The sequence below is a fragment of the Nonomuraea sp. NPDC003727 genome (assembly GCF_053586935.1).
In genome coordinates this window covers 361,880-374,472 of the sequence record NZ_JBSFNE010000006.1, presented here as the reverse complement: position 1 = coordinate 374,472, position 12,593 = coordinate 361,880, and the positions used below count along the sequence as shown (strand labels likewise).

Annotated in this window: 11 protein-coding genes; 10 read left to right on the top strand and 1 reads right to left on the bottom strand. The window is 72.4% G+C overall.

Going from position 1 to position 12,593, the window contains the following annotated elements:
- Nucleotide 1 precedes the first annotated feature (1 nt).
- The 6 genes from ACWDLG_RS18135 (at nucleotide 2) to ACWDLG_RS18110 (ending at nucleotide 7,628) form a co-directional block, all read left to right on the top strand.
- Nucleotides 2-862 (top strand): FAD binding domain-containing protein, encoded by an 861-nt coding sequence (locus ACWDLG_RS18135; RefSeq protein WP_354910122.1) that lies wholly within the window; start codon nucleotides 2-4, stop codon nucleotides 860-862.
- Nucleotides 862-1,335, top strand: coding sequence for a (2Fe-2S)-binding protein (locus ACWDLG_RS18130; RefSeq protein ID WP_354910514.1), 474 nt, complete (start codon nucleotides 862-864; stop codon nucleotides 1,333-1,335). The genes ACWDLG_RS18135 and ACWDLG_RS18130 overlap by 1 nt, the downstream gene beginning before the upstream one ends.
- A gap of 2 nt (nucleotides 1,336-1,337) precedes the next feature.
- Nucleotides 1,338-2,711, top strand: coding sequence for an 8-oxoguanine deaminase (locus ACWDLG_RS18125; protein WP_449921449.1), 1,374 nt, complete (start codon nucleotides 1,338-1,340; stop codon nucleotides 2,709-2,711).
- Nucleotides 2,708-5,029 (top strand): xanthine dehydrogenase subunit D, encoded by a 2,322-nt coding sequence (gene pucD, locus ACWDLG_RS18120; protein WP_449921196.1) that lies wholly within the window; start codon nucleotides 2,708-2,710, stop codon nucleotides 5,027-5,029. Before ACWDLG_RS18125 ends, pucD begins: the two co-directional genes overlap by 4 nt.
- Before the next feature lie 101 nt (nucleotides 5,030-5,130).
- On the top strand, nucleotides 5,131-6,528 hold the full coding sequence (locus ACWDLG_RS18115) for an NCS2 family permease (protein ID WP_449921194.1): 1,398 nt from the start codon (nucleotides 5,131-5,133) through the stop codon (nucleotides 6,526-6,528).
- Nucleotides 6,528-7,628, top strand: coding sequence for an XdhC family protein (locus ACWDLG_RS18110; RefSeq protein ID WP_449921191.1), 1,101 nt, complete (start codon nucleotides 6,528-6,530; stop codon nucleotides 7,626-7,628). The genes ACWDLG_RS18115 and ACWDLG_RS18110 overlap by 1 nt, the downstream gene beginning before the upstream one ends.
- On the opposite strand, the gene ACWDLG_RS18105 is transcribed toward ACWDLG_RS18110, so the two are convergent.
- Nucleotides 7,576-8,745: a winged helix DNA-binding domain-containing protein gene (locus tag ACWDLG_RS18105; protein WP_449921188.1), complete on the bottom strand. Its 1,170-nt coding sequence runs from the start codon at nucleotides 8,743-8,745 to the stop codon at nucleotides 7,576-7,578. The two genes, ACWDLG_RS18110 and ACWDLG_RS18105, sit on opposite strands and share 53 nt — an antisense overlap.
- Nucleotides 8,746-8,921: 176 nt before the next feature.
- Here ACWDLG_RS18105 and ACWDLG_RS18100 point away from each other — a divergent pair, with 176 nt between their 5' ends.
- From ACWDLG_RS18100 to gcl, 4 genes are read left to right on the top strand one after another with little or no spacing between them, the layout of a single operon-like run.
- A complete protein-coding gene (locus tag ACWDLG_RS18100) occupies nucleotides 8,922-9,284 on the top strand; it encodes an allophanate hydrolase-related protein (RefSeq protein WP_449921185.1) in 363 nt (120 codons plus the stop codon).
- Nucleotides 9,281-10,048: a hydroxypyruvate isomerase family protein gene (locus ACWDLG_RS18095; protein ID WP_449921182.1), complete on the top strand. Its 768-nt coding sequence runs from the start codon at nucleotides 9,281-9,283 to the stop codon at nucleotides 10,046-10,048. The genes ACWDLG_RS18100 and ACWDLG_RS18095 overlap by 4 nt, the downstream gene beginning before the upstream one ends.
- A gap of 26 nt (nucleotides 10,049-10,074) precedes the next feature.
- The gene (locus tag ACWDLG_RS18090; protein ID WP_449921447.1) at nucleotides 10,075-10,869 is read left to right on the top strand and encodes an NAD(P)-dependent oxidoreductase; all 795 of its coding nucleotides are present in this window, start codon (nucleotides 10,075-10,077) and stop codon (nucleotides 10,867-10,869) included.
- Nucleotides 10,870-10,871: 2 nt separating this feature from the next.
- The gene (gene gcl / locus ACWDLG_RS18085) at nucleotides 10,872-12,569 is read left to right on the top strand and encodes a glyoxylate carboligase (RefSeq protein ID WP_449921444.1); all 1,698 of its coding nucleotides are present in this window, start codon (nucleotides 10,872-10,874) and stop codon (nucleotides 12,567-12,569) included.
- The last annotated feature ends 24 nt before the right edge of the window (nucleotides 12,570-12,593 follow it).

The following is a 12,593-nucleotide window of genomic DNA, read 5'->3' as shown; positions in this document are numbered from 1 at the left end:
CATGGACTTTCTGCGGCCCACCACATGGGCGGAGGCGCTGGCCGCCAAGGCCGACCAGCCGGAGGCGGTGCCCGTCCAGGGCGGCACCGACGTGATGGTGGAGATCAACTTCGACGTGCACCGGCCCGCCGCGCTGCTCGACCTCAACCAGGTCGGCGAGCTCCAGACGGTCGAGCTGGTCGACGGGATGTACCGGGTGGGCGCGGGCGTGCCGTACACGCGGATCATCGAGGAGCTGCCCGGCGCGCTGCCCGGGCTCGCCCAGGCGGCGCGGACGGTCGGCTCGCCGCAGATCCGCAACCGCGGGTCGGTCGGCGGCAACCTGGGCGCGGCCTCGCCCGCCGGTGACAGCCACCCTCCGCTGCTGGCGGGGGACGCCGTCATCGAGGTGGAGTCGCGCGACGGCGGGGTCAGGATGATCCCGGCGCCCGAGTTCTACCTGGGCGTCAAGCGCAGCGCGCTGCGGCCCGACGAGCTGATCAGGGCCTTCCACATGCGGCCCGCCGAAGGACCGCAGTACTTCTCCAAGGTCGGCACCCGCAACGCCATGGTGATCGCGGTGTGCTCGTTCGCGGTGGCGCTGCACCCGTCGCGGCGCCGGGTCGGCACCGGGATCGGCTCGGCCGCCCCGACGCCGCGCCGCGCGCTGGAGGCCGAGGAGTTCATGGCCGCCGAGCTCGACTGGGACGCCCGCCTCGACCCGGCCGTGCTCAAGCGGTTCGGCGAGCTGTGCGCCGCGGCGGCGTCGCCGATCGACGACGTGCGCGGCACGGCCGACTACCGCAGGCACGCGATCGCGGTCATGGCCCGCAGGACCCTGACGTGGGCCTGGAACGACTATCGGAAAGCGAGGGCCGCGTGATGCGCGTGAACTTCACCGTCAACGGCCGCACCGAGGCCGTCGACGACGTGTGGGAGGGCGAGAGCCTGCTCTACGTGCTGCGCGAGCGGGTGGGCCTGCCGGGCTCCAAGAACGCCTGCGAGCAGGGCGAGTGCGGTTCGTGCACGGTCTACCTGGACGGCACGCCGGTCTGCTCGTGCCTGGTCGCTGCCGGCCAGGTCGAGGGCCGTGAGGTCCGCACCGTCGAGGGGCTGGCCGACGGCGACCGCCTCGACCCCGTCCAGGAGGCCTTCGTCGAGTGCGGCGCCGTCCAGTGCGGTTTCTGCACGCCCGGCCTGATCGTGCAGGCGCACGACCTCATCCAGCGCAACGACCGGCCGACCGACGCGGAGATCCGCGAGGCGCTGGCCGGCAACCTGTGCAGGTGCACGGGCTACGAGAAGATCCTCGACGCCGTACGGCTGGCCGCCGCCAGGAAGGCGGCGCAGCCGTGATCATCGAGAACGTCCGCATCGCGCCCGTCGTCGGCCCCGAGATCGAGTCCGGGTACATCAGGATCGAAGGGGACACGATCGCCGAGGTCGGCCGCGGAAGGCCGGCCGAGGACGGCGACGCCGAGCGGATCGACGGCACCGGCTGCCTGGCCACGCCCGGCCTGGTCAACACCCACCACCACCTCTACCAGTGGGCCTCGCAGGGGCTGGCCCAGGACGCGACGCTGTTCGAGTGGCTGGTGGCGCTCTACGAGGTGTGGGCCGCGATGGACGCCGAGGTGGTGCACGGCGCGGCCACGGCGGGGCTGGGCTGGCTGGCCCTGTCGGGCTGCACGACCTCCTCCGACCACCACTACGTCTTCCCCAAGGGGCGCGGCGACCTGTTCGGCGCCGAGATCGAGGCGGCCCGCGCGGTCGGCATCAGGTTCCACCCCGCGCGCGGGTCGATGGACCGGGGACAGTCGCAGGGCGGCCTGCCGCCGGACGTCGTGGTCGAGCGGCTCGACGACATCCTCACCGCCACGCAGGAGGCGATCGACACCTACCACGACCCCTCCTTCTCCTCCAGGCTGCGGATCGCGGTGGCCCCCTGCTCGCCGTTCTCCGTCAGCGCGGAGCTGATGACCGAGGCCGCCTCGCTGGCCCGGGCGGCGAACGTGCGCCTGCACACCCACCTGGCCGAGACCCTCGACGAGGACGAGCACTGCCTGGAGCAGTTCGGGATGCGGCCGGTCGACTACATGGAGAAGCTGGGCTGGCTCGGGCCGGACGTGTGGTTCGCGCACACCGTCCACCTCAGCGACGGCGACATCGACAAGTTCGCCAGGACCGGGACGGGCTCGGCGCACTGCCCCTCGTCCAACGGACGGCTCGGCGCGGGGATCGCGCGGGTGTCGGAGATGCTGGCCCGCGGCGCCACCGTGGGCCTCGGCGTCGACGGCAACGCCTCCTCCGAGCTGACCACGATGGCCGGTGAGATGCGCCAGGCGCTGCTGTTCCAGCGCGCCCGCTACGGTCCCACCGCGCTGACCGCCAGGCAGGCGCTGGAGATGGCCACGCTCGGCGGCGCCCGCAACCTCGGCCGGCAGGACGAGCTGGGCTCGCTGGAGGCGGGCAAGCTCGCCGACATCGCGCTGTGGCGCGTGGACGGCGCGTTCGACTCGGCCGTCACCGACCCCGTGTGCAGGCTCGTCTTCGGCCCCAGGCAGCCGCCCCTGGCCAGGCTGCTGGTCGGCGGCCAGACGGTCGTCGAGGACGACGAGCTGCGCACGGTGCCGCAGGACGTGGCGGGCAGGGCCGGGGCCGACGCGCACCGCAGGCTGCTGCGCCTGGCGTCCGAACAGGGATTCAGCGCCGCCAAGGAGGTTCACGCGTGACCGGCTCCCGACAGAGCACACCGCTGAGAGCGCCGCACGAGATCACCGCGCCGGGACAGGGCCGGGTGGGCGACAGCCCGCTGCGGCCCGACGGCACCCTCAAGGTCAAGGGCGAGTTCGCCTACTCCTCCGACCTGTGGATCGACGGGATGCTGTGGGGCGCGACGCTGCGCAGCCCGCACCCCCGCGCCCGCATCGTCTCCATCGACACGTCCGCGGCACTGGCCCACCCGGGCGTGCACGCCGTGCTCACGCACGAGGACGTGCCCGGACGCAAGCACTTCGGCCTCGACCTCACCTGGGACCAGCCGGTCCTGGCCATCGGCGAGGTACGCCACCAGGGCGAGCCGATCGCGCTGGTGGCCGCCGACCATCCCGAGATCGCCCGCAGGGCGCTGGAGAAGATCGCCATCGAGTGGGAGGTCCTGGAGCCGCTCGTCGACGCGCGCAGGGCCGCCTTCGACGGGGCCTACCCGCGGGTTCAGGAGCGGCCCAACCCCGCCAGGCACCAGCCGGTGCGGATGGGCGACGTCGAGGCGGCGAAGGCCGCGGCCGAGGTCGTGGTCACCGGCACGTTCGAGGTCGGCATCCAGGACCAGGCCTTCCTCGGGCCCGAGTCGGGGCTGGCCGTACCGGCCGAGGACGGCGGGGTCGACCTGTACGTGGCCACCCAGTGGATGCACAACGACCTCAAGCAGATCGGACCGTGTCTCGGGCTGCCCGAGTCCAGGATCAGGATGACGCTGTCGGGCGTGGGCGGGGCCTTCGGCGGGCGCGAGGACCTGTCGATGCAGATCCACGCCGCGATGCTGGCCCTGCGCACCGGACGGCCGGTCAAGATGGTCTACAACCGGCACGAGTCGTTCTTCGGCCACGTGCACCGGCACCCGGCCGAGATGCGCTACGAGTACGGGGCCACCAAGGACGGCCGGATCCTCTACGCCGACGTGGAGATCCTGCTCGACGGCGGCGCCTACACCTCGGCCACGCTCAACGTGGTCGGCAACGCCGCCTCCCTCGGCGTCGGGCCCTACGACATCCCCAACATCAGGATCGACGCGTACGGCGTCTACACCAACAACCCGCCGTGCGGCGCGATGCGCGGCTTCGGCGCGGTGCAGGCGTGCTTCGCCTACGAGTCGATGATGGACCGGCTGGCCGCCGCCTGCGGGCTCGACCCGGTCACCGTCCGGCAGCGCAACGCCGCCTCCCAGGGCACCAGGCTGGCCACCGGACAGGTGCTGTGGGCGCCGCTGCCGATGGCCGAGATGCTGGAGCAGGCCCGCACCCTGCCGATGCCCGCCGCGCTCGACGCCGCCGACATCAGGAACCTGCCGGGTGGCGCGTCGCAGACCACCCACGGGGAGGGCGTCGTCCGCGGCGTCGGCTACGGCGTCGGCCTGAAGAACATCTGCTTCTCGGAGGGATACGACGACTACTCCACCGCCAGGGTCCGCCTGGAGGTCGTCGGGGGAGTGGCCACCGCGCTGGTGCACACCGCGGCCGCCGAGGTCGGACAGGGACTGGTCACCGTCGAGGCCCAGATCGCTCGCACCGAGCTGGGCATCGAGCGGGTCGTCATCCACCCCGCCGACAACCAGGTGGGCGACGCGGGGTCGAGCTCGGCCTCCCGCCAGACGTACATGACGGGCGGCGCGGTCAAGGCGGCCTGCGAGGCCGTCCGCGAGCGGCTGTTCGAGCGGCTGGACCACGACGACCTGTCGCTGTCCGGCGGCAAGGTCGTCTCCGCGAGCGCCGGAGTGATCGCCACCGTCGAGGAGGTCCTGGGCGACGAGCCCATCGAGGAGATCCGCGAGTACCACCACGAGCCGACCACCGGCATGGACGAGGTGACCGGGCAGGGCGACTCGCACACCCAGCTCGCGCTGTGCGTCCACCGCGCGGTCGTGGACGTCGACGTCGAGCTCGGCCTGGTCAAGGTCGTCGAGCTGGCGGCCGTCCAGGACGTCGGGCGCGTCATCAACAGGCTCTCGCTGGAAGGCCAGATCCACGGTGGCAGCGCCCAGGGCCTCGGTCTGGCGGTGATGGAGGAGATCGTGGTGCGCGACGGCAAGGTGCGCAACCCCTCCTTCACCGACTACCTCATCCCGACCATCCAGGACATGCCGCCGATGCGGCTGGAGATCCTCGAGAACGCCGACCCGCGCGCGCCGTACGGGCTGCGCGGGGCCGGAGAGCCACCCACGCTCTCCTCCACGCCCGCGATCGTCGCGGCCATCCGCGACGCCACGGGTCTCGCACTCAACCGGGTGCCGGTCCGCCCCGAGCACATCACGCTCGGAGCAGCAGTGAGTTGATCAACGGGGGCCGCCCGCGGGGCGGTCCCACAACCACACCCCCAGCGGCGGACCCGTCATGTCCCGCCGCAGGTCGACCATGCCCCGAGGAGGGCCCGACCATGACCCAGCTGAAGCCGAAGCCTGTCGCAGGAGACTTCTTCGACCTGGCGAACAGGGGCACCACGGTGGGCAGGGAGGTGCGCGGCGGCATCACGACGTTCGTGGCCGTCGCCTACATCATCCTGCTCATCCCGATCATCCTGAGCGGCGCCAAGGACGTCACCGGCGCCCAGATGACCATTCCGCAGCTCACCACCGCCGTCACGCTGTCGGCGGCACTCACTACGATCCTCATGGGCCTGGTGGGCAACGCTCCCTTCGCCCTCGCCTCGGGCCTCGGAGTGGCACCGGTCGTGGCCTTCCAGGCGGCACCGCACATGACCTGGGCCCAGGCGATGGGCCTGGTGGTCCTGGAGGGCGTGGTCATCGTGATCCTGGCCCTCACCGGGGTCAGGCAGCTCATCATGGACGCCATCCCCACACCCATCAAGCACGCCATCGGCGTCGGCATCGGCATGCTCATCGCGCTGATCGGGCTGGTGGACGCGGGATTCGTCGGCAGGGGAGAGGGCACGCCGGTGACCCTCGGCGTCGGCGGCCACCTGGCCGGCTGGCCGATCGTGGTCTTCTGCGCCGGCCTGCTGCTGACCATCGCCCTGTTCGTCAGGAGGGTGCCGGGCGCGCTGCTCATCGGCATCATCGCGGCGACGGTCCTCGCCGTCGTGGTCAACGCGGTGGTACCCGGCCTGAAGTGGGGCGTCGTGACGCCCGAGATGCCGTCGCAGATCATCGCCACCCCCGACTTCGGGCTGCTGTTCGGCGTCGACCTGTTCGGCGGCTTCGGCTCGGCGGGCGTCCTGACCGCGACCGTCGTGCTGTTCACGCTGGTCCTGTCCGGCTTCTTCGACGCGATGGGCACGATCCTCGGTGTCGGCGAGGAGGCCGGCATGGCCGACTCGCAGGGCCGCATCCAGGGCATCGGCCGGATCCTCACCGTCGACGGCCTCGGCGCGGTCATCGGCGGCGGCACAGGGGCCTCGGCGAACACCGTCGTCGTCGAGTCGGCCGCCGGGGTGGGGGAGGGCGCTCGCACCGGCCTCGCCAGCCTCGTCACCGGAGCCCTGTTCGGCGCGGCGATGTTCCTCACCCCGCTGGCCGCCGTGGTGCCCGCGCAGGCGGCCGCGCCCGCGCTGGTGCTGGTCGGCGCGCTCATGATGACCGCGGCCCGCAAGATCGAGTGGGACTCCCTCGACCTGGCGATCCCCGCGTTCCTGACGATCGCGCTGATGCCGTTCACCTACTCCATCACCAACGGCGTGGGAGCGGGCGTCATCGCCTACACCGTGATCAAGGCCGCGCGCGGCCGCTTCGACGAGATCCACTGGCTGCTCTGGGTGATCAGCGCGATCTTCGTCGGGTACTTCGGCATCGGCTTCATCGAGGGCCTGATCGGCTGATGTTCGAACTCCTGGAGCAGCTGCGGGCCTGGGCGGCCACCGGCAGGCCGTTCGCCGTCGCCTCCGTCGTCTCGACCACCGGCAGCGCCCCCCGCCCCGCGGGCGCGGCGCTGGCGGTGTCGGCCGACGGCGAGGCCGTCGGGAGCGTCTCCGGCGGCTGCGTGGAAGGCGCCGTCTACGAGCTGTGCCTGCGGGTCGCCGCCGACGGCGTCCCCGTCCGCCAGACCTTCGGCTACAGCGACGACGACGCCTTCGCCGTGGGCCTGACCTGCGGCGGCATCATCGAGGTGCTCGTCTGGCCCAGCCCCCGCCTCCTCGAGCGGGTAAGGCAGGGCGAGCGGGTCGCGCTGGCCAGGACCCTCGACGGGACGGCCGGCGCCGTCGTCGTGTGGCCCGACCGGCACGAGGGCGGCACGGGCGACGACGAGCTCGACGCGGTCGTCGTGGCCGAGACCAGGGCGATGCTCGACGCGGGCCTGACCGGCGTGCGCGAGGTGGGCTGCGGCGAGCGGCGGGTGGAGGTGTTCGTCGAGTCGCACACGCCGCCGCCGCGGATGCTGATCTTCGGCGCGATCGACTTCGCCGCCGCGCTCACCAGGGCGGGCCGCCTGCTCGGCTACCACGTCACCGTCTGCGACGCCCGCCCGGTCTTCGCCACCAGGCGGCGCTTCCCCGACGCCCACGAGGTGGTCGTGGACTGGCCGCACCGCTACCTGGCCGGCACCGAGGTGGACTCCCGCACGGTCGTCGCCGTCCTCACCCACGACGCCAAGTTCGACGTGCCGCTGCTGGAGGTGGCGCTGCGGACGAACGCGGCCTACGTGGGGGCGATGGGCTCCCGCCGTACGCACGCCGACCGGCTGCGGCGGCTGCGCGAGCGGGGGCTGACCGAGCAGGAGCTCGGCAGGCTGCGCTCGCCCATCGGCCTCGACCTGGGCGCGCGCACGCCGGAGGAGACCGCGGTGTCGATCGTGGCGGAGATCGTCGCCGCCCGCCGCGGCGGCAGCGGCCTGCCGCTGTCGCGGACCGGCGGGCCGATCCACCGGTTCAGCGACGACCGGAGGGGTCTTCGCGCAGCGCGCGTTCCAGCGGAGTCTTGAAGCGCGGCGTCACCGTCACCCCGTCCAGCCACGTCGTGACAGCGGTGGCGGCCCGCTCGACGGCGGCCCGCGCGTCGGAGCCGGCGTCCTCCAGCAGCCGCCACACCACCTCGCCGTCGCCGCGCTGTCCCCAGCCGCCGACGACCGCGCCGTTCCACCACACGGTCGGGCCGACGTTGCCCGACCGGTCGAACAGCTCGGCCCTGTGTTCCCGCGGGAGGTACCAGTCGCGGTGCTGCCAGCCCATCGGCGTCGGGTCGAGGGCCGGCAGCAACGCCGCCCACGGCTCCGGATCGCCCGCCTCCAGGTCGTCCGGCAGCAGGTGGCCCGTCGTACCGTCGTCGAGCTCGACCGGGACCGCGCCGACCGCGTGCAGAGCCTTGCGCACGTCGCCGAGCGACCAGCCGGTCCACCACTTCAGATCCGCCTCGGTGCCGGGGCCGTAGGACCACAGCCACCGGCGCACCAGCTCGGCCTGCGCCTCCCGCACGGTCAGGACCGGCATCTCGGGCGCCAGGGCCCACCGGTGCTGCCCGCTGACCCAGGAGCCGGCGGGCCGCCCCTGCCTGACGATCAGGCCCTCGGCCGCCATCAGGAACAGCAGCCTGGTGCCCACACCCTGCCTGGCCTCGTACGGCTTGCCCGGCGCGTAGACGATCTGCTCGCGCAGCTCCGGCACCAGCTCCCCCAGCCGGGCCGCGGTCGCCTCGCCGTGCTCGCGCAGCGCCGCCAGCACCTGGCCCTCGACCCGTGCGATCCACGCGCCGTCGAAGCCGCCGCCCCGCTCGACATGCTGGAGGAGTTGCCTGCGCTCCTTCACGGCGACCGCCAGCGCGCTGGAGTGGTGGATGACAGGAGCCAGCTCGCGCCGCACCACGAAGATCGTGCGCCGCATGCCCGTCATCCTGACCAGCGTCCTGTCCTCGTACAGGGCCCGCTCCATCGGCCCAGGTCCCGGCGTGCCGGTGCGCGCCGCCGCCGACAGGAACACCGTCGCGGGGTCGGTGCCGTGCAGCGCCACCACCGCCCCGGCCGCCTCCTCGACGCTGCGGCCCCGCTCGGCGAGCAGGTGCCTGACGCCCAGCCGGGCACGGCGCTGTGCCGTCGTCATGCGCATGATCGGAGCATATGGGGTTGGACCAACGCACAATCCCACCCCGCTCCCGGCCCCGCAGCTTCGGATGTCCTGCCGGTAGACCCGGTGGAGGGCGGGTGTGTCTACTGGTTGGCACACCAGGTACCGCGCTGCCGTACGGCAGAACTACGGGCCTCTCCCCACGAGAGGAGCCTGCGATGGCCCTGATGTTCCTCAACGGCGGCGCGATGCGGGGCGGACCGCTGCACCACCTCCTCGACGGCGCGCCGCTCGTCGCCCAGATCGACACGGCGCCCAAGTACCGGTTCTACTCGGTCGGCGGGCGCTGCCCCGCGCTGGTGCCCGTCGCGCACGGCGGCGCCGCCATCGCGGGCGAGCTGTACGACGTGGACATGGACGTCCTGCGCGACCGCCTGCTGCCGGCCGAGCCGCCCGAGCTGGAGCTCGGGGTGATCGAGCTGGCCGACGGCCGCTCGTCCCTGGCGATGGTGCTGCGCAAGCCGATCACCTCGCACGTTCCGCTCATCGACATCACCTCGCAAGGAAGGTGGGTTTCGTGAGGTTCGACGTCAACTGCTCGATCCTGTTCACCCAGCTCCCGCTGCTCGAACGCCCGGCCGCCGCCAAGGCCGCCGGCTTCGACGCGGTCGAGTTCTGGTGGCCCTTCGACACGGCCGTCCCCGACGACAGGCAGGTGGACGCCTTCATCGACGCGATCAGGAACGCGGGCGTGCGGCTCGTCGGCCTGAACTTCGCCGACGACATCCCCGAGGGCGGGCGCGGGCTCGCCGGTCGCCCCGGCGACGTGAAGAGGTTCAGGGACAACCTCGACGTGGCCGTCGGCATCGCCGGACGGCTCGGCTGCCAGGCGCTCAACGCCCTGTACGGCAACAACGCCGACCCCGACCTGGCGCTGGAGAATCTGGCCCTGGCCGCCCGCAAGGCCACGGCGATCGACGCGGTCGTGCTGGTCGAGGCGCTCAACGCCTACGAGTCGCCGACCTACCCGCTCGTCTCCGTCAAGGCCGCGACCGACGTGATCGAGGCGGTGGGGCAGCCGAACGTGCGCTTCCTCTGCGACTTCTATCACCTGGCCCGGATGGGGGAGGACCTGCGGGCCGCGCTCGCGCACCCGCTGACCGGGCACGTCCAGATCGCCGACGCCCCCGGCCGCGGCCGTCCCGGCACCGGCACCCTGCTGCTGGCCGAGCTGCTCGACGGCTACGACGGCTGGGTCGGCCTGGAGTACAAGGACCCCGACCTCGACTTCGGGTGGATCTCGACCTGGTCGGCACCGACACACGAACAGGAGCTCGTCACGTGAGGATCGCTTTCATCGGGCTCGGCATCATGGGCCTGCCCATGGCCGGGCACCTGGTCAAGGCGGGGCACGACGTCATCGGCTACGACGTGGTCGCACGGCCGTTCCCGACCGCGGCCGACGTCGGCGAGGCCGTGCGCGACGCGGAGGTCGTCATCACGATGCTCCCCGCCGACCCGCAGGTCGAGGCGGTCTTCCCGGAGATCGCCGCGCACGCCCCGCAGGACGCGCTCTACATCGACTTCTCCACCATCACACCGCAGACCTCCCGCGCGCTGGCCGCCCGGTGGAAGCGCACGCTCGACGCCCCGGTCTCCGGCGGTGAGAAGGGCGCCGTCGACGGCGTCCTGTCCATCATGGTCGGCGGCGCCGAGAGCGACTTCGAGGCCGCCAAGCCGATCTTCGAGGCCGTGGGCAGGACCTACCGGCTCGTCGGCGGGCCCGGCGCGGGCCAGTTCGTCAAGGCCGCCAACCAGCTCGTCGTCGGCGGAACCTACGCGCTGGTCGCCGAGGCCATCGTGCTGATGGAGGCCGCGGGCGTGGACGCCGCCGCGGGTCTCGACGTGCTCGCGGGCGGGCTGGCCGCCAGCCGCGTCCTCGACCTCAAGCGCGAGTCGATGCTGGCCCGCAGCTTCCAGCCGGGCTTCCGCATCGACCTGCACCACAAGGACATGGGCATCATCCTCGACGCCGCTCGCACCGCCGAGGTCGCCCTGCCCATGTCCGCGCTCACCGCGCAGCTCGTCGCGGCCGCCCGCGCGCAGGGCCACGGCTCGCTCGACCATTCCGCCCTGCTCCTGGTGATCGAAAGGCTCAGCAGATGAAGATGCCCGCGATGAACGCGGTCGTGGAGGTCCTCAAGTCCGAGGGCGTCGACGTCGCCTTCGGCTGCCCGGGCGCGGCGATCCTGCCGCTGTACAAGGCGATGGAGGAGGTCGGCGGCATCGAACACCTCGTCGTCCGGCACGAGGAGGGCGCCACCCACATGGCCGACGGCTGGGCCCGCACCAACGGCCGCGTCGGCGTGGCCATCGGCACCTCGGGCCCGGCCGGCACCAACATGATCACCGGCCTCTACACCGCGCTGGCCGACTCCATCCCGATCGTCTGCGTCACCGGGCAGGCCGTCTCCACCAAGCTGCACCAGGAGGCCTTCCAGGCGGTGGACATCGTCGCGGTCGCCACGCCCGTCACCAAGTGGGCGGTGCAGATCAAGGAGGCCGGGCAGGCCCCGTGGATCTTCCGCGAGGCCTTCCGCGTCGCCCGCTCGGGCCGGCCGGGCCCGGTGCTGATCGACATCCCCGTCGACGTGGCCCGCCAGGTCATCGAGTACGACCCCGCCATCGACGCCCCCCTCCCCGTCGCCGCCGTCGAGCCCCACCTGCCGCGCGTGGAACGGGCGCTGGACCTGCTGCTGGCCGCCGAGCGCCCGCTGCTGCTGTCCGGCGGCGGCGTCATCGGCGCCGGCGCCTCGGCCGAGCTGGTGGAGCTGGCCGAACTGCTGCAGGTCCCCGTGCAGGTCACGCTCATGGGCAAGGGCTCCATCCCCGACGACCACCCGCTCCACAGCGGGATGACCGGCATCCAGACCTCCCAGCGGTACGGCAACGCCTCCTTCCTGGAGTCCGACCTCGTGCTCGCCCTCGGCGCCCGCTTCGGCGACCGCCACACCGGCGCGCTCGACGTCTACCGCGGCGAGCGCACGTTCATCCACGTCGACATCGAGCCCACCCAGCTCGGCAAGGTCTTCGAGCCCGACCTCGGCATCGTCTCCGACACCGGGCTGTTCCTGCGGGCGATGATCGACCTGGTGAAGGCGCGCGGCATCACCCGCGCCCCCGGCGCGTGGGTCGAGCGCGTGCGCGACCTGCGCAGGACGCTCACCCGGCGCGAGGACTTCGACGACATCCCCGTCAAGGCGCCCCGCGTCTACAAGGAGATCAACGACTTGTTCGACGAGGACACCTACTTCGTCACCGCCATCGGGCTCTACCAGATCTGGGGCGGCCAGCACCAGAAGGCCTTCAAGCCGCGCCGCTACCAGGTGTGCGGCCAGGCGGGCCCGCTCGGGTGGGAGATCCCCGCGGCGATCGGCGTCAAGAAGGCCGCGCCCGACGCGCAGGTGGTCGGCGTGGTCGGCGACTACGGCTTCCAGTACCTGGTCGAGGAACTGGCCGTCGCGGCGCAGTACGACGTGCCGTTCGTGCTCGTCATGCTCAACAACGAGTACCTCGGCCTGATCAGGCAGGCGTCGCTCCCGTACGAGATGAACTACCAGGTGGACATCCACTACGACGAGTACGGCACCGACAACGTCAAGATCATGGAGGCGTACGGCTGCGCGGGCGTCCGCGTCTTCGACCCGGCCGAGATCAGGTCCTCGCTGGAGTGGGCGACCAAGGAGGCCGCGCGCACGTCCCGGCCGGTGCTCGTGGAGATCATGATCGAGCGGGAGGCGAACACCCCGCACGGCCTGTCCATCGACGCCGTCCGCGAGTTCGAACCGCTTCCCGCCGAGGTGTGATGATGGGTCATCGCAGGCACGCCC